Here is an 18,206-nt window from a genome sequence, read left to right as displayed (position 1 = left end):
CAATCCACTAGGGACACAATTCAAGCAGTGCCTGCACCAATTCCGACTGGCTAAACGGTTTGCCTATATGGGGCAAGGCGGCGTCGGTTTCGCTGAGTTTGTCGGCGTAACCGCTGGCGAGCAGCACAGGCAAAGTGGGCCAGCGTTGTTTGATGTGCTGGGCCAGTTCGGCACCGGTCATCACGGGCATGGCCAAGTCTGTCACCACCACGTCAATGCGCGCGCTGTTGGCGAGCAGGTGCAGCGCCTGATCGGCGGACGAAGCTTGTACGGCGGTACAGCCCAAGTCGTCGAGCATGGCCGCCGTGCTCAGCAGCACCAGCGGATCATCGTCTACCACCAGCACGTTCAATGGTTGCAGCACGGAGGCGATCGGCGCCAGCGCGGTTTGCGCGTTCAGATCCGCCACCTCACCGTCGGCGACCGGCAACCACATTTCTGCGGTAGTGCCCTGCCCCAGCACGCTGCTCAGCAGCAGTCGCCCACCCGATTGCTGGGCAAAACCGTGCACCATCGACAGCCCCAGGCCAGTGCCTTTGCCGACACCCTTGGTGGTGAAGAAGGGTTCCCGGGCGCGTTCCAGCGTTTCGCTGTCCATGCCCTCGCCGCTGTCAGTGACGGACAGGCATACGTACCGCCCGGCTTTGAGTTCACCGTCGTCGTCGGCGAGTTCTTCTTCACGCGCGGCGATCACAATCTGGCCGCCACTGGACATGGCGTCACGGGCGTTGACGGCGAGGTTGAGCAAGGCCATTTCCAGCTGATTGCTGTCTGCCAATAGCGGGCTCAAACGCAGCGGAAAGCGCACTTCAATGCGGGTTTGCGGACCCAGCGCGCGTTGCAGCATGTCGGACATACCGCGCACCAGCGCTGGCGCGTCGAGTGCTTCAACCACCAATTTCTGGCTGCGGGCAAAGGCCAGCATACGTTGGGTCAGCGTGGCGCCGCGCTGGGCGCCCTGAATGGCGTTGTCGAGCAGGTTGAGCACTTTCGGGTCGTTGGGTACGCGGCGGCGCACCACTTCCAGACTGCCCAGCACCACCATCAACAGGTTGTTGAAGTCGTGGGCGATGCCGCCCGTGAGGCGGCCCAGCGATTCCATTTTCTGCGCCTGGAACAGCGACTCACGGGCTTTTTCCAGCGCGCGCTGGGCTTCCATGGTTTCGGTGATGTCGCGAGTGATTTTGGCGAAGCCGATGAGCATGCCCAGGTCGTTACGGATGGGGTCGACCACCACGCTGGCCCAAAACCGCGTGCCGTCTTTGCGGATGCGCCAGCCCTGGCTTTCAAAACGGCCCTCGCTCACGGCGCGGCTCAGGCCACGTTGCGGCTCGCCATTAGCGGCGTCTTCGGCGCTGAAGAACAACGAGTAGTGCTTGCCGATGATTTCCTGCGGCGTGTAGCCCTTGATGCGCTGGGCACCGGTGTTCCAATTGGTGATCACGCCTGTGGGGTCGAGCATATATAAGGCGTAATCGGTGACGCCTTCGACCAACAAGCGGAACTGCTGCTCGCTCTGCTTTAGCGATTCTTCGGCGAGTTTGCGTTCGGTGAGGTCGCGGGTGACTTTGGCGTAGCCGATCAGGGTGCCGTCGGCGTCGCGAATGGGGTCGATAACCACGTGGCACCAGAAGCGCTCGCCATCCTTGCGTTGCCGCCAACCTTCGCCTTCGAAACGCCCTTCCATCTCGGCCGTCGACAGCGCGCGCTGGGGCATGCCCCTGTCGCGGTCTTCTTCGGTGTAAAAGCGGGAAAAGTGCTGACCGAGAATTTCGCTTTCTTCGTAGCCTTTGAAGCGCTTGGCGCCAGCGTTCCAGCTGCTGACCAGACCGTTGGCGTCGAGCATATAAATGGCGTAGTCAGTGACCGCATCGAGCAACATCCGGTAGCGGTCGTCGCTCATCAAGGGATCTGGCTTGCGCTTTAACTGGGGCATGCAGGCTCCGCGGAGCTGGGGGGGTGAAAAGGACAGGGGCAAATCTTAACGGTGCTGGCGGCGGTGGGTCCATGGCCCGCCGTTATGGCGTGTGGCCGTGATGGCGAGCCCGTGAGGTGTAGAGGCCGGTGGCAGGGTTTCGTTCTGTGTAATTGCACCCGCCAAAGGTTGGAAAACCTGCGCCTCGAAGCGCCATTCGCTACCGCTACGCACCAGCCTGTTACCGAATGCCCCGTGTTGGCGCACCGTTTCGGTGCGATGAAAAATTATCGTTAGTTGCCAAGGTTTTACGGGGCAGGTGGATAGCCAGGCGCGGCGGCTTTCTGATCCAATATGTCGATAACGGTACAGTGGTTCGAAAATTGCTGGCATACACTCGTTCGGGACTGTTTCCCGTCGTACTTCCGCGTTATCTCACGTGATCTACACACTAAGGACACAAGCAATGAAGAAAGCATGGCTGACTCTTTCTGCCCTGGCCCTTTGCATTGGCGCCGGTGCGCTGCAAGCCAAAGAATTCAAAGAAATCCGCTTCGGTGTCGATCCTTCCTACGCTCCCTTCGAATCCAAAGCCGCTGACGGCAGCCTGGTTGGCTTCGACATCGACTTGGGCAACGCCATCTGCGCTGAGCTGAAAGTGAAGTGCAAATGGGTTGAAAGCGATTTCGACGGCATGATCCCTGGTTTGAAAGCACGCAAGTTCGACGGCGTGATTTCCTCCATGACCGTCACTCCGGCCCGCGAAAAAGTTATCGATTTCTCGGACGAACTGTTCTCCGGCCCAACTTCGCTGGTGTTCAAGAAAGGCGCTGGCCTGACTGCTGACCCAGCGTCGCTCAAAGGCAAAACCGTGGGCTACGAGCAAGGCACCATTCAGGAAGCCTATGCCAAGGCCGTGCTGGACAAAGCCGGTGTGAAAACTCAGGCCTACCAGAACCAGGATCAGGTTTACGCCGACCTCACCAGCGGCCGTCTGGATGCCTCCATCCAGGACATGCTGCAAGCCGAGCTGGGCTTCTTGAAGTCGCCACAAGGCGCTGACTACGAAGTGAGCGAGGCCATCGACAGCGAACTGCTGCCAGCCAAAACCGCTATCGGCATCTCCAAAGGCAATGACGAGCTCAAAGCCCTGCTGAACAAAGGCATCAAAGCGCTGCACGACGACGGCAAATACGCCGAAATCCAGAAGAAGCACTTCGGTGAGCTGAATCTGTACCTCGGCAATAAATAAGCCGAGCGGGCCGTCGCAATAACGGCCCAGTAACCGCCCACCCCGTCAGACGGGTGGGCGTTTTGTTTAGCGATGAGCGTTACTCATGTTCGAAAACCTGCTGCAATTTCTCGGGCTGTCGGCCTTCAGCTTGAAAGGCTTCGGCCCGCTGCTGCTGCTTGGCACCTGGATGACCATCAAATTATCGGTTCTGTCGCTGCTGGTGGCCGTTGTACTCGGCCTGCTCGGCGCCAGCGCCAAACTGTCGAGCCTGCGCGCCTTGCGCATTCCGGCGCAGCTGTACACCACCCTGATTCGCGGCGTGCCCGACCTGGTGTTGATGCTGCTGATTTTCTACAGCCTGCAAACCTGGCTGTCGTCGTTCACCGACGCGATGGAATGGGATTACATCGAGATCGATCCCTTCGCCGCCGGGGTTATCACCCTGGGTTTTATCTACGGCGCGTATTTCACCGAAACCTTCCGCGGCGCCATTCTCGCTGTGCCCCGTGGGCAGATCGAAGCCGCCACGGCCTATGGCCTCAAACGTGGCCAGCGCTTTCGCTATGTGGTGTTCCCGCAAATGATGCGCTTCGCCCTGCCGGGCATCGGCAATAACTGGATGGTGATGCTCAAAGCCACGGCGCTGGTGTCGATCATCGGCCTGGCCGACGTGGTGAAAGCCGCGCAAGACGCCGGCAAGAGCACCTATCAGCTGTTCTATTTTCTGGTACTGGCGGCGCTGATTTACCTGGCGATCACCAGTGCCTCGAACTTTGTCTTGCGACGGCTCGAACGGCGCTACGCGGCTGGCGCGCGGGAGGCGGTGCGATGATCGAGTTACTGCAGGAATACTGGAGACCGTTTCTCTACAGCGATGGCGTGAATATCACCGGGCTGGCCATGACCATGTGGCTGCTCAGCGCGTCGATTTTTTTCGGCTTTATGGTCTCGATTCCGTTGTCGATTGCCCGCGTTTCGCCCTCGCGCCTGGTGCGCTGGCCGGTGCAGTTTTACACCTACCTGTTCCGTGGCACGCCGCTGTATATCCAGTTGCTGATTTGCTACACCGGCATCTACAGCATCGCAGCGGTGCGTGAAGTGCCGATGCTCGACTCGTTCTTTCGCAACGCCATGAACTGCACCATTCTGGCGTTCTCGCTGAACACCTGCGCCTACACCACCGAGATTTTCGCCGGTGCCATTCGCAGCATGAACCACGGCGAAGTCGAAGCGGCCAAGGCCTACGGCCTCAATGGCTGGAAGCTGTATGCCTACGTGATCATGCCCTCGGCGCTGCGCCGTTCGTTGCCGTACTACAGCAACGAAGTGATTCTGATGCTGCACTCCACCACCGTGGCCTTCACCGCCACCGTGCCGGACATTCTCAAAGTCGCGCGGGATGCAAACTCGGCCACCTTCCTGACCTTTCAATCGTTCGGCATCGCAGCGCTGATCTACCTGGCCATCACCTTCACCCTGGTAGGCCTGTTTCGCTTGGCGGAAAAACGCTGGCTGGCCTTCCTCGGTCCTGCGCATTAAGGGTTGCCCATGCGTCATCAACAACACGAGCTTCTCGCCCCGGTGCCTGGCACCGCGCGGCAGATTCACAGCTTTCATTTCGGATCGGCCTCGGTCGATAAGGCGGCCAAACGCGCCTACATTCAGGCCTCGCTGCACGCCGACGAGTTGCCCGGCATGTTGGTGGCCTGGCACCTGAAACAGCGCCTGAGCGAGCTGGAAAACGCGGGCCAAATACTCGGCGAAGTGACCCTGGTGCCGGTGGCCAATCCCATCGGCCAGGCGCAAGTCATCATGGATATGCCGCTGGGCCGCTACGAGCTGGAAACGCGCGAGAACTTTAACCGCGCCTTTATCAACGTCAGCCAGCACGTGGGCGACGAAGTGGAGTCGCTGCTCAACGACGACGCTGCGCACAACCTGCAACTGATCCGCGCCAGCCTGCATCAGGCGCTTACCCACGCCACGCCGACCACGCAATTGCAGTCGCAACGCCTGACCTTGCAACGCCTGGCCTGTCAGGCCGATGTGGTGCTCGATTTGCACTGCGACTTCGAAGCGGTGGCGCACCTGTACACCACGCCCGAAGCCTGGGAGCGGGTCGAACCGCTGTCGCGCTATATCGGCGCTGACGCCAGCCTGCTGGCCAGCGATTCCGGCGGCCAGTCGTTCGATGAAAGCTTCAGCCTGTTTTGGTTACAGATGCAGCAGCGCTTCGGCGAGCGCTTCCCGATTGCCCAGGGCGCCATTGCCGTGACAGTGGAACACCGTGGCGTGCTGGACGTTTCCCACGCGCAAGCGGCGGCCGATTCCCAGGCCATTCTTAATTACCTGACCCACGTTGGCGTGTTGGCCGGCGACGCCCCTGCCCTGCCCGCGCTGCGCCAACCGGCCACGCCGCTCGCCGGCGTAGAGCCGGTGACCACGCCGGTGGGCGGCTTGCTGGTTTTTTGCGCCGCGCCAGGCCAAGTGATGGCAGCCGGCGACCAGATCGCCGACGTCATCGACCCGATCAGCGACAGCGTCACGCCCATTTATTGCAGCACGGCGGGCCTGCTCTACGCCCGTTCGATGCGCCGCATGGCCACGGCCGGCATGGCCATCGCCCACGTGGCCGGCAGCCAGGCCTTCCGCAGCGGCTACCTACTTTCGCCTTGAGGTTTTTCGTCCATGTACAAACTGACCATTGATGGCCTGCATAAAAGCTATGGCGACAATGAAGTGCTCAAAGGCGTTTCGCTGAAGGCCGCAAGTGGCGACGTGATCTGCCTGATCGGCGCGAGCGGCTCGGGCAAGAGCACGTTTTTGCGCTGCATCAACTTCCTCGAACAGCCCAACGACGGCGCCATGAGCCTGGACGGCCAGCAAGTGCGCATGGTCGCCGACCGTGGCGGCATGCGCGTGGCCGACGAAGACGAACTGCAACGCCTGCGCTGCCGCCTGGCCATGGTGTTCCAGCACTTCAACCTGTGGAGCCACATGACGGTGCTGGAAAACATCACCATGGCGCCCCGCCGGGTGCTGGGTGTGAGCAAGGAAGAAGCGGAAACCCGCGCGCGACGCTATCTGGAAAAAGTCGGTTTGCCGGAGCGCGTTGCCAACCAGTACCCGGCGTTTCTTTCCGGCGGTCAACAACAGCGCGTAGCGATTGCCCGGGCGTTGGCCATGGAACCGGAAATCATGCTCTTCGACGAACCCACCTCCGCCCTCGACCCCGAGCTGGTGGGCGAAGTGCTGAAAGTGATTCAGGCGCTGGCCGAGGAAGGCCGCACCATGATTTTGGTGACCCACGAAATGGGCTTCGCCCGTCAGGTGGCAAGCCAGGTGGTGTTTTTGCACCAAGGCAAAATCGAAGAACAAGGCGCGCCGAAGGATGTGCTGGATAATCCGCAGAGCGAGCGCTTGCGGCAGTTTTTGAGCGGCAACCTGAAATAATCGATTCCTGCAAACGAACTTCTCGACCCAATAAAAAACCGGGCACAGGGCCCGGTTTTTTTATTTCCGCTGAACGCTATCAAGCCTTAGGCAAGGTCACGCCCAACTGGCCTTGATACTTACCGCCGCGATCTTTGTACGACACTTCGCACGCTTCATCCGATTGCAGGAAGAGCATCTGGGCCACGCCTTCGTTGGCGTAGATTTTCGCCGGCAAGGTGGTGGTGTTGGAGAACTCCAGCGTCACGTGACCTTCCCATTCCGGCTCCAGCGGCGTGACGTTAACGATGATGCCGCAGCGCGCGTAGGTGCTTTTGCCCAGGCAGATGGTCAGCACGTCGCGCGGAATGCGGAAGAACTCAACGGTGCGTGCCAACGCGAACGAGTTTGGCGGAATGATGCAGACGTCGCTTTTCACGTCGACGAAGCTCTTCTCATCGAAGTTCTTCGGGTCGACGGTTGCCGAGTTGATGTTGGTGAACACCTTGAATTCATCGGCGCAGCGCACGTCGTAACCGTAGCTGGACACCCCGTAAGAGATCAGCGCATTAGCGCCTTCGGCCCGCACCTGACGCTCCACAAAGGGCTCAATCATGCCGTGCTCTTGGGCCATGCGGCGAATCCACTTATCCGATTTGATGCTCATGGCGAGGTGTCCTGAATAGCGAGGTGAAAAAGTGTGCGCATCTTACCGGGAGCCACGGCGAGGTTCAAAGGGGCGCACGCCTGAAGCCGCAATCCGCCCCGCCACACACTCCGTGGCACGCGCCGGAACTGTGGGGGCGACTTTAGTCGCGATGGCCGTTACGCGGTCGACGCTAGGCCACCGTTTTCAGGGATCGCGACTGAAGTCGCCCTACAGTATCGAGGGTTGGAAATGAATCCGACCGCTCGACGCTCAATCGTCGGAAATTACGATATTCGGCATACCCGGCGCGCTCTGCCCGCTTTGGGCGATTCGCGCGCCGACGGCGCGGGCGACTTCCTGGTAGAGCATGGCGATCTGGCTTTCGGGGTCGGCAATGGCGGTGGGTTTGCCGCCGTCTGATTGCATGCGAATAGCCATGGACAGCGGCATCGAGGCCAGCAGATCAACGTCGTACTGCGCCGCCAGTTTCTCGCCGCCGCCCTCGCCAAACAGGTGCTCGGCATGGCCGCAGTTGGAGCAGATGTGCACGGCCATGTTTTCCACCACACCCAGCACCGGAATGTTCACTTTGCGGAACATTTCCACGCCTTTGCGGGCGTCCAGCAGGGCCAGGTCTTGCGGGGTGGTAACAATCACGGCGCCGGCCACCGGCACTTTCTGCGCCAGGGTCAGTTGGATGTCGCCGGTGCCGGGCGGCATGTCGACCACCAAGTAATCCAGGTCGCCCCACGCGGTTTGCGTGACCAGTTGCAGCAACGCACCGGACACCATCGGGCCGCGCCAGACCATCGGCGTGTTGTCGTCGGTGAGGAACGCCATGGACATCACTTCAACGCCGTGGGCCTTGATCGGTACAAACCACTTCTGCTCTTTCACCTGTGGGCGCGTGCCCTCAGGAATGCCAAACATGATGCCTTGGCTGGGGCCGTAGATATCGGCATCCAGAATGCCGACCTTGGCGCCTTCACGCGCCAGGGCCAGGGCCAGGTTGGCAGCGGTGGTGGACTTGCCCACGCCGCCTTTGCCCGAGGCCACGGCAATCACGTTTTTTACATTGGCCAAACCGGGCACCTGAGCCTGGGCTTTGTGGGCGGCAATGTGGGTGTCGATCTGCACCGTCGCGCTGTCGATACCGTCGACGTTTTCCAGGGCCATTTGCAGCATTTGCCCCCACCCGTTCTTGAACAGGTCGGCGGCGTAACCCAGTTCCAGGCGCACGCGCACCTTGGCGCCGTCGATGCTGACATCGCGCAGGCAACCGGCGCTGACGGGGTCTTGATTGAGGTTGGGATCAGTGAACTGGCGCAGGGTCGCTTCGACCAGCTGGCGGGTAACGGTGCTCATGGGGCAACTCCGAAAGACTGAGCAAAACAGGCGGGCATCTTACTTCAAGCCAATAGTGTGTGGATTAAAAGCATCGCGGCCGAAGCCGCTCCTACACAACGGTGCGGTCTGTAGGAGCGGCTTGAGCCGCGCCACGGGTGAAAAAAAACCGCCACGCCTTTATAGTTGCCGACTTCCCTCGTAATGCCAGTGCAGCCGATTACCATGTCCGAGCCCCGCAAAATCCTCGTCACCAGCGCCCTGCCCTATGCCAACGGTTCCATTCACCTTGGCCATATGCTCGAGTACATCCAGACCGATATCTGGGTGCGCTTTCAGAAGCACCGCGGCAATCAATGCATTTATGTCTGCGCAGACGACGCTCACGGCTCGGCCATCATGTTGCGCGCCGAGAAAGAAGGCATCACCGCGCAGCAGTTGATCGACAACGTCAAAGCCGAGCACAGCGCCGACTTCGCCAGCTTTCTGGTGAATTTCGACAACTTCCACTCGACCCATTCGGAAGAAAACCGCGCGCTGTCGACCTCGATTTACCTGGCCCTGCGCGACAAAGGCCACATCGCCACCCGTTCGGTCACGCAGTACTTCGACCCGGAAAAAGGCATGTTCCTGGCCGACCGTTTCATCAAGGGCACCTGCCCGAAATGCGGCACCGAAGACCAGTACGGCGATAACTGCGAAAAATGCGGCGCCACCTACGCGCCTACCGAACTAAAGAACCCGCGCTCGGCCATTTCCGGCGCCGTGCCGGTGCTGAAAGATTCCAAGCACTTCTTCTTCAAGCTGCCTGAATTCCAGGCCATGCTGCAAAGCTGGACCCGCAGCGGCACCTTGCACGACGCGGTGGCCAACAAGCTGGCCGAGTGGCTGGATTCCGGCTTGCAGGAGTGGGACATCTCCCGCGATGCGCCGTATTTTGGCTTCCAGATTCCGGACGAGCCGGGCAAATATTTCTACGTGTGGCTGGATGCGCCGATTGGCTACATGGCCAGCTTCAAGAACCTGTGCGACCGCACGCCAGAGCTGGATTTCGACGCCTTCTGGAACAAGGATTCGACCGCCGAGCTGTACCACTTCATCGGCAAAGACATCGTCAACTTCCACGCCCTGTTCTGGCCGGCCATGCTCGAAGGCGCCGGCTACCGCAAGCCGACTGGCATCAACGTGCACGGCTACCTGACCGTTAACGGCCAGAAAATGTCGAAATCGCGCGGCACCTTTATCAAGGCGCGCACGTACCTTGATCACCTGTCGCCGGAATACCTACGCTACTACTACGCGGCCAAGCTCAGCCGTGGCGTGGACGATCTCGACCTGAACCTCGAAGATTTCGTGCAGAAGGTCAATTCCGACCTGGTCGGCAAAGTGGTGAACATCGCCAGCCGCTGCGCCGGCTTTATTCACAAAGGCAACGGCGGCGTACTGGTGGATGCCAACGCCGCGCCTGAACTGACCGACGCCTTCCTGGCCGCGACCCCAAGCATTGCCGAAGCCTATGAAGCGCGCGACTTTGCCCGCGCCATGCGCGAAACCATGGCGCTGGCCGACCGCGCCAACGCCTGGATCGCCGACAAAGCGCCGTGGGCTCTGGCCAAACAGGAAGGTAAGCAAGACGAAGTGCAGGCCGTGTGCGCCCTGGGCATCAACCTGTTCCGCCAGTTGGTGATTCTGCTCAAGCCCGTACTGCCAACCCTGGCGCGCGATGCCGAAGCCTTCCTCAACGTACCGCCGCTGACCTGGGACGACCACAAAACGCTGCTGGCTAACCATCAGCTCAATGCGTTCCAGCCCCTGCTCACTCGCATCGACCCTAAAGCCGTGGAAGCCATGACTGACGCCTCGAAAGAAGACCTGGCCAGCAGCGAAGCCGCTGCACCCGCAGCCGCTGGCAATGGCGAACTGAGCAAAGACCCGCTGGCGGCTGAAATCGGTTTCGACGCCTTCGCCGCCGTCGACTTGCGCATTGCCCTGATCGAAAAGTGCGAATTCGTTGAAGGCGCCGACAAGCTGCTGCGCCTGACCCTCGACATTGGCGATGCCAAGCGCAACGTATTCTCCGGCATCAAAAGCGCCTACCCGGACCCAAGCAAACTGGAAGGTCGCCTGACCCTCTACGTGGCCAACCTGGCGGCACGCAAAATGAAATTCGGCGTGTCCGAAGGCATGGTGCTCGCCGCCGGCCCTGGCGGCGAGGAAATCTACCTGCTCAGCCCGGACAGCGGCGCCAAACCGGGGCAGCGCGTTAAGTAACGTCACCATCAGACGGGGCTGAGCGATCAGCCCCGTTTTTTTATTTGCAAGGAAGCGACGATGAAAGCTTTATGGATTGTTCCCCTTCTGCTCTTGGCGCTGGCGGGCTGCGGCAAACAAGACGGCTACTCGAGCGAGAACGCCGTGTCGGGCAGCGCCGATGTTCAGGGCGAGAAAGCCAAAGCCGGTGCGTTCCTCGCCTACGAGCACTACGTCACCCTTGAACTGGACGAAGCAGCCGTGCGCCAGCGCCTGGCCGATACGCGTGAAGCCTGCACCAGCGGCCGCTTTGGCGCCTGCGACCTGCTTGGCATTGAACAAGGCGAGAGCAGCTACAACGCCGGGCAACTGCGCGTTCGCATCGTGCCCGACGGTGTTGAAAAGCTCGTGTCCCTCGCGGGCGAAGGCGGCAAGCTAGTCAGCCGCACCACCCATGCAGAAGACCTCGCCCAGGCCGTCTCCGACAACAACCAAGTGCGCGAGCGGCTGCAACGCCAATATAAAACCCTCGAACAATTCCAAGACCGCAAAGACCTCAGCGTCAGCGACATGCTCGCCCTCGCCCGCGAAATGGCCGAGGTGCAAGTTCAACTCGACGCCACCTCCCAGGAGGCCGCGCAGCAGCAACGGCGCATCAACACCAACCTGCTGACCCTCTCCTTCCGCACCGAAACACAACGCGAGGACCGCTTCAGCCGCATCGGCGAAGCCTTCGGCAACCTGCTCGACAACGCCACCGACGGCACCGCCAAAGCTCTGGAAGTGCTGGGCTACAGCATTCCGTTCCTGATCGTGCTCTTCCCGCTAGCGCTGCTGGTGCGCTGGTTGTGGCGCAAGGTGACGCGGCGCGGGCAGCAGCGGACAACTAAAGGCTGAAATAACATTGGGCCCGCCTGGGCTCGCACGGAAGCACATCATGAAAAAATCTGAAGCCGTAATCGTGACCTTGGTTACAGGCGGCATGCTGTTCAGCTTGCTTCACCACAACAGCGTTTATCGCGACCGTTATGCCAGCCGCGCCGATTGCGAACGCGACTGGCAAAACAGCAGTTACTGCGAGCCGGCCTCCGGCACGGGCACGGGTGGTGGCGGCGGAATCGGCTGGGGCAGCCGCAACCGCACCGACTACTACGGTCCTAGCTACGAAACCGGAGCGCGCCCTGCCACGGCACAGCGCCAACTGATTGCGGGCAACGAGTTGGTTACGCGCAGTGGCTTTGGCCGATCCGGCGCACGCTTTTCCGGAGGTGGTTAGTGCAGCGGATCGCCTTCACGCCGCGCCCCGATTGGCGGCAGCGCTGCGAAGAACTGGGCTTTACCTTCCATAGCATCGACGGCGTGTACTGGGACGAGTCGGTGGCCTATGAACTGAGCCTGGCCGAGGTCGAAACGCTTGAGCAGGCCAGCAAAGACCTGCACCAGCGCTACCTGAGCGCTGTCGCCTGGGTGATCGAAAACCGCTACTTCGAACCCTTCGACCTGCCGCCCCACGCCATCCACTTGATCACGGAGTCCTGGCAATGTGAGGAGCCGGCGCTGTATGGCCGCTTCGATTTTTCCTGGAATGGTCAGGGCGACCCCAAGCTCTTGGAATACAACGCCGACACGCCCACCAGCTTGCTGGAGGCGAGCGTGGTGCAGTGGTATTGGCTGCGCGACGTGCTGCCCGAAGCCGACCAGTTCAACTCGATTCACGAAAAATTGATCGCGCGTTGGCGCGAGATTGCAGCGGGCCAGCGGGTGCATTTCGCAGCGATCGACGGCCATGAAGAAGACACCGGCAACGCCCGCTATATGCAGGACGTGGCGCTTCAGGCCGGGCTGGACACGCGCTACTTGCCAGTGGAAGCCATCGGTTTCGATGGCCGGCAGTTTGTCGACCTGGACGATCAGCCCATCACGCGCTGCTTCAAGCTCTACCCGTGGGAATGGCTGCTGCAAGACGAGTTTAGCGACCAACTGGCCAGCAGCGCCCTGCGCTTTCAGGAGCCGGCGTGGAAGATGCTGATGTCGAGCAAAGCCATGCTGCCGATTCTTTGGCGGCTTAACCCTGACCATCCGAACCTGCTGGCCGCCAGCTTCGAGGAAGACTTGCCGGGGCGCTATGTGCGCAAGCCGCTGTATTCGCGCGAAGGCCAGAACATTCGGATTGTGGCGGGAGAACACTCGCAGGAAAGCGATGGCCCCCATGCTGAAGGCCGCTTTATCTACCAGACCTACGCGCCGCTGGCCAAGTTTGCTGGCAGCTATACCGTGCTCGGCAGCTGGATGGTCGGCGATCAGGCTGCAGGGCTGGGCATTCGCGAAGACGCCAGCCTGATCACACGCGACAGCAGCCGTTTCGTCCCTCATTACTTTGTCGACTGAGGCGCCCGCGCCCTTTCGCCGTTCAGGAGCATTTCCGTTATGGCTTTACTGACTAACCTGCCCGCCTTTTTTGTGTATTTCGCCGTAGCGCTCGGTTTGTTCGGCGCCTTCGTTTTTATCTACCTGCACCTGACGCCCTACCCGGAGCTCAAGCTGATTCGTCAAGGCAACCTATCCGCCGCGCTGGCGCTGCTGGGCAGCATGCTCGGTTTCGCGCTGCCGCTGGCCAGCGCCATCGCTCACAGCGTGAGCCTGCTCGATATGCTGGTATGGGGCTTGGTGGCGCTCGTGGTGCAGGCCTTGGTGTATTTGCTGGTGTCGCGGCTGTTGCCCGAGCTGCGCGCAGGTATTGGTGAAGACAGCACTGCCCACGGGCTTTTTCTTGGCGGAACCGCTTTGTGTGTAGGGCTGATCAACGCCTCGTGCATGGTGTACTGAGACCGCGCCATCCCCGATAATGGCGCCCCTCTCTGGCAACACAACGACACCCGCGCGTAATGACTGCTTTTTTCCTCGCCCTGCTTGGCGCCGCCCTGGTGAACAACCTGCTGGTGCTGCTGCCTGCTGGCGCCGATGCCGTGGGCACGCACCCAGCGCGCATGGCGCAGTTGGGACAGGTGAGCGCGGTGTTGATTGCCCTCGCCACGCCGCTGGGTTGGCTGCTGTTTCACAGCGTATTGCTGCCGCTTAAGCTCGATTACCTGCGGTTGTTTGTGTACGTGCCAATGCTGGCCGCGCTCGCCTGGCTAACGGTTTCGGTTTTCCGTCGGAGCGAGCGTGCTCACGACGCTTCGCCCTTGTTTATCCCCAGCGCCGCCGCGCTCGCAAGCATCTTGCTGGCCGAGCCTCACACCTTCGCGCTGGCCGTGGCGCAAGGCATTGGCGGTGGACTGGGTTTCTGGTTGGCGTTGCAGGTGCTGGGCGATCTGCTTGGGCGCATTGATCACGACGCTGTGCCAGTGGCCTTTCGCGGCGCGCCGCTGTTGTTGATTGGCGCGGGTTTGATCGGCGTTGTGCTGCTCGGTCTGCAAGGGCTGGCGCCGCTATGAGCAGCCTGATCACCGCCATCGACGCCTTGTTGCCGCAAACCCAGTGCGGAAAATGCGGGCACCCCGGCTGTAAGCCTTACGCCGAGGGCATCGCCCAGGGTGAGGCGATCAACAAATGCCCGCCCGGCGGCGAGGCCACCATTCAAGCCTTGGCGCAGTTGCTGAAGGTGCCGGTGCTACCACCGGAACTGCCGCCCATTGCCCCGCAAGTGGCGTTTATTCGCGAGGCCGAATGCATCGGCTGCACCAAGTGCATTCAGGCATGCCCGGTGGATGCCATTGTCGGCGCGGCCAAGCTGATGCACACCGTGATCACGGACGAATGCACCGGCTGCGAATTGTGTGTGGCGCCCTGCCCGGTTGATTGCATCGACCTGCGAACGCTGCGCGAACCCGCCGCGCAGGAGCAGCGTCTGCGTGCTGATCATTTCCGCTGGCGCCATGAGAACCACCAGGCTCGCTTGCAACGGGAAGAAGCGCGTCGCCAACGCGACCGTGCAGCCCGCGCTGAGCGTCAGGCACAGCCTCAATCGATGGCCTTGGATCCGGTGCAAGCGGCCATCGAGCGAGTGAAAACACAGAAATCCGCCAGCCTCGATGAGCGGGTCAAGCGCCTGAAAATCGAAGCGGCCATGGCGCAGGTGGCCTACAGCAAGGCGCAAAAACAGCTCGCCACCTACGGCACACCGGAGCTGGCGCAGCAGGTTGAGGAACTGGGCCAGGCGGCCGCAGCCGCACAAGCAGCGCTGCAAGCGGCCAAGCCTGCGGCCAGCGAAGACAGCCAGGTGGCGTTGAAGAAAGCCAAGGTCAATCTCGCCGTCGCTCGCGCGGCGCTGAAAACCGCCGAAGGCAGCGGCGCCGGGGCAAGCGAATTGAAACCGTTGCAAGCGGCTCTGCTGGCGGCCGAAACGGCGTTGCACCAGGCCGAAGACGCCTGCAACAAGCCGGCGCCAGACCTGCAGCGCATCGACAAGCGCCCTATCGACACCGGCTTGCGCGACCTGAAAACCGACTTGGTGATGGCCCGCGCGGAGGTCAGCAAGTTGCAGCGTCGTCAGCCAGTCGATGAGGCGGCGCTGGCCAAGGCGCAGCAACGTCTGCACCAGGCGCAGGAAAAGCTCGATGCCTACCAGCCCGGCTAACCCCGCGTTCGACCCGCGCCCTGGCATGCAATGGGTGTTGCTCGCCTGCGTGCCCGGTGCGCTGGTGCTGTGCTGGCACTTCGGTTGGGGCACGTTGCTGCAATTGCTGCTCGGCCTAGCCACGGCAGTAGCGTGTGAAGCGCTGGCGCGACGTGCGCAAGGAGCAGCGCACTTTTCGCTCGGCGATGCCGGGTGGTTGGGTGATGGCAGCGCGCTGGTGACCGCCGCCTTGCTGGCGTTGGCGCTGCCGCCGTACGCGCCGTGGTGGCTGAGCGTCAGTGCAGCGGCGTTTGCTCATGTTGTCGGCAAAGCGCTGTTCGGCGGCTTCGGTAAAAACCCGTTCAACCCGGCCATGCTCGGCTATGCCTTCGCCCTGCTGGCCTTTCCCGCGCAGATGACGCAGTGGCCCGCGCCGGGCGATGCCCACGGTTTGTTTGCCGGGCTACAGCACATTTTTATCGGGCCGGTGCCGGTGGACGGCTGGAGCCAGGCCACGGTGCTCGACAGCCTCAAGCACAACGACCGGCTGACGGTGGACGAACTGTTCCAAAGCAACCCAGCGTTCAGCCATTGGCAGGCCGGCTGGGTGAATGTGGCGTTTCTGCTTGGCGGCCTGTTGCTGATTCAGCGCAAGGTCATTCGTTGGCACACCCCGGTGGGCGTGCTCGGGGCGTTATTTGTGGCCAGCTTGCTGTGCTGGAACGGCTCCGGCTCGGATTCCAACGGCTCGCCGTTTTTTCATCTGTTCTCCGGCGCCACGATGCTGGGCGCATTTTTTATCGCCACCGAGCCGGTGTCCGGCGCGAGTAGCGACCGCGCCCGCCTCTGGTTCGGCGTCGGCGTTGGGCTGTGGCTGTACGTAATCCGCACGTGGGGCAACTACGCTGACGGCATGGCCTTCGCCGTACTCGGTATGAACCTGTTGGTACCGATGATCGAGCGGCGGGCAGCGAAACCCTTAGCGGAGGTGGCGAATGACTAAGCGCAATGCGCTGGTCATCGGCGCGTTATTGCTCGCGCTGATGACTGCCGTGGTGGGCGTTCAGCACCTGCTCGGCGACCAGATCGCCAGGGAACGGCAGGCCGCCAGCGAGCGCGCCTTGTTGGATTTACTGGCGCCCGGCAGCTACGACAATCACCCGACTGCGGCGCCGATGGCCTTGGCCGATAGAGAGCAACTGCGCCTGCCGGAGCCGGCGTTTGGCTACCTCGCCACCTTGAGCGGCGTGCCCGTCGCGGTGCTGCTTCCAACGCGCGGCGAAGGGTACGAAGGCAGCATCGAGTTGCTGTTGGCCATCGCGCCGTCGGGGCAGTTATTGGCCGTCAAGGTGCTGAGCGAACGAGAAACGCCAGGCCTGGCAGACCTCAGCAACGCGGCGAGAAGCCCGTGGTTGCGCGGTTTTTTCGGTCGCAGCGCCGGTGATGCCGATTGGCGGATGAAAGCCGATGGTGGCCCATTCGACCAGATGGCGGGCGCCACCGTGACGTCCCGCGCGGTCAGCCAGGCCGTGCAACAGGGCCTGCGGTATTTCGATGCGCATAAAGCTCACCTGCTTCAAGGGGTGGCGCCATGAGGCCGCTTAATTGGCTGGCCCTGGCGCCGCTGCTGGGTGCCAGCGATTTGCTGATTAAAAGCCTGGGGCTGAGCATCGTGGCGCTGCCGCTGCTGATCACTGTGGGCGTGCTGGCCGGGCTGTTGCGCCGATTGGACGCCACGTTAGTGCGCGCAGTGTTGCTGCTCGCGGCGTGCGCCCTGCTGAGCGTCGCAGACTTGCTCATGCAGGCCAGAGCACTGGAGCTGCGCAATGCCTTGGGAATTTTTTTGCCGCTGCTTCTGCTCGCCGTAGTGCAGGCCCCGGCAAACGCGCTACAAGGGCTGCGCCACGGTTTGCTGTTCAGCGGGGTCGCCCTGCTGCTCGGCGCGCTGCGGGAATTGCTCGGCCTCGGCACGCTGCTCAGCCATGCCGAGTGGTTGTTTGGCCCAAGCGCTTCTGGCTGGTCTGTTCCCGGCTTCAGCGGATTGCCGCTTTTCGCCCTGGCACCTGGCGCGTTTATAGTGCTGGGCGCGCTGTGGGCGTTGTCCCGATCAGTGTTTCCCTCTTCTCTTTCTGCCGACCCGACCGCCGATGAACGCCGCTAAACGCTACGAAATTTTTCGCCGCCTGCACGAAGACAACCCCGAGCCGAAGACCGAGTTGGCCTACACCACGCCGTTTGAGCTGCTGATTGCGGTGATTCTTTCGGCGCAAGCCACCGACGTTAGCGTCAACAAAGCCACGGCCAAGTTGTACCCGGTGGCCAATACCCCGGAGGCGATTTACGCGCTGGGCGTGGACGGGTTGAGCGAGTACATCAAGACCATTGGCCTGTACAACAGCAAAGCCAAGAACGTGATCGAAACCTGCCGGCGCCTTATCGAGCTACACGGCAGCCAGGTACCGGAAAATCGCGAAGCGCTGGAAGCCTTGCCGGGCGTGGGCCGCAAGACCGCCAACGTGGTTCTCAACACCGCGTTCCGGCAGTTGGCGATGGCGGTGGACACGCACATTTTCCGCGTCAGTAACCGCACCAACATCGCGCCGGGCAAAAACGTGGTGGAGGTGGAAAAGAAACTGCTGAAGTTTGTGCCCAAGGATTTTCTGATGGATGCGCACCATTGGCTGATTTTGCACGGCCGTTATGTGTGTCTCGCCCGCAAGCCACGGTGTGGTAGCTGTCGGATTGAAGACCTGTGCGAGTACAAAGCCAAAACCTCGGACGATTGACTTTTTAATGTTCCTACTATCGCTCGATTGAAAAAATC

19 protein-coding genes are annotated in these 18,206 nt (G+C 61.5%); 16 read left to right on the top strand and 3 right to left on the bottom strand.

Translation table 11 applies throughout. The features are described from left to right. Window positions 1-7: 7 nt before the first annotated feature. On the bottom strand, window positions 8-1,936 hold the full coding sequence (locus ACZZ0Q_RS09210) for a hybrid sensor histidine kinase/response regulator (RefSeq protein WP_463539242.1): 1,929 nt from the start codon (window positions 1,934-1,936) through the stop codon (window positions 8-10). A 445-nt stretch (window positions 1,937-2,381) separates the two neighbouring features. On the opposite strand from ACZZ0Q_RS09210, the gene ACZZ0Q_RS09205 reads away from it, so the two are divergent. The 5 genes from ACZZ0Q_RS09205 to ACZZ0Q_RS09185 all read left to right on the top strand — a co-directional run bounded on the left by ACZZ0Q_RS09205 (window position 2,382) and on the right by ACZZ0Q_RS09185 (window position 6,602). Further along, window positions 2,382-3,167, top strand: a complete 786-nt coding sequence (locus tag ACZZ0Q_RS09205; protein WP_122495268.1) for a transporter substrate-binding domain-containing protein — start codon at window positions 2,382-2,384, stop codon at window positions 3,165-3,167. Between the two features lie 85 nt (window positions 3,168-3,252). Continuing rightward, window positions 3,253-3,981, top strand: coding sequence for an ABC transporter permease (locus tag ACZZ0Q_RS09200; RefSeq protein WP_122495266.1), 729 nt, complete (start codon window positions 3,253-3,255; stop codon window positions 3,979-3,981). Further along, entirely contained in the window at window positions 3,978-4,688 is a 711-nt protein-coding gene (locus ACZZ0Q_RS09195; protein ID WP_463539243.1) for an ABC transporter permease, read from the top strand. The genes ACZZ0Q_RS09200 and ACZZ0Q_RS09195 overlap by 4 nt, the downstream gene beginning before the upstream one ends. 9 nt (window positions 4,689-4,697) lie before the next feature. Continuing rightward, window positions 4,698-5,825, top strand: a complete 1,128-nt coding sequence (locus tag ACZZ0Q_RS09190; RefSeq protein WP_463560491.1) for a succinylglutamate desuccinylase/aspartoacylase family protein — start codon at window positions 4,698-4,700, stop codon at window positions 5,823-5,825. 12 nt (window positions 5,826-5,837) lie between these two features. After that, on the top strand, window positions 5,838-6,602 hold the full coding sequence (locus tag ACZZ0Q_RS09185) for an ATP-binding cassette domain-containing protein (RefSeq protein WP_122495260.1): 765 nt from the start codon (window positions 5,838-5,840) through the stop codon (window positions 6,600-6,602). Window positions 6,603-6,681: 79 nt separating this feature from the next. Here ACZZ0Q_RS09185 and dcd read toward each other — a convergent pair whose 3' ends face one another. Both dcd and apbC read right to left on the bottom strand, forming a co-directional pair. Further along, window positions 6,682-7,248 (bottom strand): dCTP deaminase, encoded by a 567-nt coding sequence (gene dcd / locus ACZZ0Q_RS09180; RefSeq protein ID WP_108097498.1) that lies wholly within the window; start codon window positions 7,246-7,248, stop codon window positions 6,682-6,684. A gap of 252 nt (window positions 7,249-7,500) precedes the next feature. Next, the gene (gene apbC / locus ACZZ0Q_RS09175) at window positions 7,501-8,595 is read right to left on the bottom strand and encodes an iron-sulfur cluster carrier protein ApbC (protein ID WP_463539244.1); all 1,095 of its coding nucleotides are present in this window, start codon (window positions 8,593-8,595) and stop codon (window positions 7,501-7,503) included. A 204-nt stretch (window positions 8,596-8,799) separates the two neighbouring features. Between apbC and metG the strand changes: the two genes are divergently transcribed. The 11 genes from metG to nth are packed head-to-tail and all read left to right on the top strand — an operon-like array spanning window position 8,800 to window position 18,168. Beyond that, complete coding sequence (metG, locus tag ACZZ0Q_RS09170; RefSeq protein ID WP_463539245.1) at window positions 8,800-10,845, top strand: methionine--tRNA ligase; 2,046 nt, start codon at window positions 8,800-8,802, stop codon at window positions 10,843-10,845. Between the two features lie 60 nt (window positions 10,846-10,905). Continuing rightward, the gene (locus ACZZ0Q_RS09165) at window positions 10,906-11,721 is read left to right on the top strand and encodes a DUF4349 domain-containing protein (RefSeq protein ID WP_463539246.1); all 816 of its coding nucleotides are present in this window, start codon (window positions 10,906-10,908) and stop codon (window positions 11,719-11,721) included. 40 nt (window positions 11,722-11,761) lie between these two features. Beyond that, window positions 11,762-12,100, top strand: a complete 339-nt coding sequence (locus ACZZ0Q_RS09160; RefSeq protein ID WP_463539247.1) for a hypothetical protein — start codon at window positions 11,762-11,764, stop codon at window positions 12,098-12,100. After that, entirely contained in the window at window positions 12,100-13,212 is a 1,113-nt protein-coding gene (locus tag ACZZ0Q_RS09155) for a glutathionylspermidine synthase family protein (protein WP_463539248.1), read from the top strand. Before ACZZ0Q_RS09160 ends, ACZZ0Q_RS09155 begins: the two co-directional genes overlap by 1 nt. Before the next feature lie 39 nt (window positions 13,213-13,251). Next, window positions 13,252-13,650 carry a DUF350 domain-containing protein gene (locus ACZZ0Q_RS09150; RefSeq protein ID WP_463539249.1) on the top strand — a complete coding sequence of 133 codons (399 nt, stop codon included), beginning with the start codon at window positions 13,252-13,254 and terminating at the stop codon, window positions 13,648-13,650. 59 nt (window positions 13,651-13,709) lie between these two features. Beyond that, a complete protein-coding gene (locus ACZZ0Q_RS09145; RefSeq protein ID WP_463560489.1) occupies window positions 13,710-14,261 on the top strand; it encodes an Rnf-Nqr domain containing protein in 552 nt (183 codons plus the stop codon). Beyond that, window positions 14,258-15,403 (top strand): electron transport complex subunit RsxB, encoded by a 1,146-nt coding sequence (gene rsxB / locus ACZZ0Q_RS09140; RefSeq protein WP_463539251.1) that lies wholly within the window; start codon window positions 14,258-14,260, stop codon window positions 15,401-15,403. Before ACZZ0Q_RS09145 ends, rsxB begins: the two co-directional genes overlap by 4 nt. After that, entirely contained in the window at window positions 15,384-16,385 is a 1,002-nt protein-coding gene (locus ACZZ0Q_RS09135) for an RnfABCDGE type electron transport complex subunit D (protein ID WP_463539252.1), read from the top strand. Before rsxB ends, ACZZ0Q_RS09135 begins: the two co-directional genes overlap by 20 nt. Beyond that, window positions 16,378-16,977, top strand: coding sequence for an RnfABCDGE type electron transport complex subunit G (locus tag ACZZ0Q_RS09130; protein WP_463539253.1), 600 nt, complete (start codon window positions 16,378-16,380; stop codon window positions 16,975-16,977). Before ACZZ0Q_RS09135 ends, ACZZ0Q_RS09130 begins: the two co-directional genes overlap by 8 nt. Next, window positions 16,974-17,543 carry an Rnf-Nqr domain containing protein gene (locus tag ACZZ0Q_RS09125; RefSeq protein ID WP_463560487.1) on the top strand — a complete coding sequence of 190 codons (570 nt, stop codon included), beginning with the start codon at window positions 16,974-16,976 and terminating at the stop codon, window positions 17,541-17,543. Before ACZZ0Q_RS09130 ends, ACZZ0Q_RS09125 begins: the two co-directional genes overlap by 4 nt. Continuing rightward, window positions 17,530-18,168 carry an endonuclease III gene (gene nth, locus ACZZ0Q_RS09120; protein WP_463539256.1) on the top strand — a complete coding sequence of 213 codons (639 nt, stop codon included), beginning with the start codon at window positions 17,530-17,532 and terminating at the stop codon, window positions 18,166-18,168. Before ACZZ0Q_RS09125 ends, nth begins: the two co-directional genes overlap by 14 nt. Window positions 18,169-18,206 lie beyond the last annotated feature (38 nt).

The organism is Pseudomonas sp. AC070, assembly GCF_979258635.1.
This window is presented reverse-complemented; position numbering and strand designations above follow the sequence as displayed.

Bases quoted from the DNA above. Each gene is read 5' to 3' on its own strand.
- ACZZ0Q_RS09210 (WP_463539242.1), bottom strand. From the start codon at position 1,936: ATGCCCCAGTTAAAGCGCAAGCCAGATCCCTTGATGAGCGACGACCGC.
- ACZZ0Q_RS09205 (WP_122495268.1), top strand. From the start codon at position 2,382: ATGAAGAAAGCATGGCTGACTCTTTCTGCCCTGGCCCTTTGCATTGGC.
- ACZZ0Q_RS09200 (WP_122495266.1), top strand. From the start codon at position 3,253: ATGTTCGAAAACCTGCTGCAATTTCTCGGGCTGTCGGCCTTCAGCTTG.
- ACZZ0Q_RS09195 (WP_463539243.1), top strand. From the start codon at position 3,978: ATGATCGAGTTACTGCAGGAATACTGGAGACCGTTTCTCTACAGCGAT.
- ACZZ0Q_RS09190 (WP_463560491.1), top strand. From the start codon at position 4,698: ATGCGTCATCAACAACACGAGCTTCTCGCCCCGGTGCCTGGCACCGCG.
- ACZZ0Q_RS09185 (WP_122495260.1), top strand. From the start codon at position 5,838: ATGTACAAACTGACCATTGATGGCCTGCATAAAAGCTATGGCGACAAT.
- dcd (WP_108097498.1), bottom strand. From the start codon at position 7,248: ATGAGCATCAAATCGGATAAGTGGATTCGCCGCATGGCCCAAGAGCAC.
- apbC (WP_463539244.1), bottom strand. From the start codon at position 8,595: ATGAGCACCGTTACCCGCCAGCTGGTCGAAGCGACCCTGCGCCAGTTC.
- metG (WP_463539245.1), top strand. From the start codon at position 8,800: ATGTCCGAGCCCCGCAAAATCCTCGTCACCAGCGCCCTGCCCTATGCC.
- ACZZ0Q_RS09165 (WP_463539246.1), top strand. From the start codon at position 10,906: ATGAAAGCTTTATGGATTGTTCCCCTTCTGCTCTTGGCGCTGGCGGGC.
- ACZZ0Q_RS09160 (WP_463539247.1), top strand. From the start codon at position 11,762: ATGAAAAAATCTGAAGCCGTAATCGTGACCTTGGTTACAGGCGGCATG.
- ACZZ0Q_RS09150 (WP_463539249.1), top strand. From the start codon at position 13,252: ATGGCTTTACTGACTAACCTGCCCGCCTTTTTTGTGTATTTCGCCGTA.
- ACZZ0Q_RS09145 (WP_463560489.1), top strand. From the start codon at position 13,710: ATGACTGCTTTTTTCCTCGCCCTGCTTGGCGCCGCCCTGGTGAACAAC.
- rsxB (WP_463539251.1), top strand. From the start codon at position 14,258: ATGAGCAGCCTGATCACCGCCATCGACGCCTTGTTGCCGCAAACCCAG.
- ACZZ0Q_RS09135 (WP_463539252.1), top strand. From the start codon at position 15,384: ATGCCTACCAGCCCGGCTAACCCCGCGTTCGACCCGCGCCCTGGCATG.
- ACZZ0Q_RS09130 (WP_463539253.1), top strand. From the start codon at position 16,378: ATGACTAAGCGCAATGCGCTGGTCATCGGCGCGTTATTGCTCGCGCTG.
- ACZZ0Q_RS09125 (WP_463560487.1), top strand. From the start codon at position 16,974: ATGAGGCCGCTTAATTGGCTGGCCCTGGCGCCGCTGCTGGGTGCCAGC.
- nth (WP_463539256.1), top strand. From the start codon at position 17,530: ATGAACGCCGCTAAACGCTACGAAATTTTTCGCCGCCTGCACGAAGAC.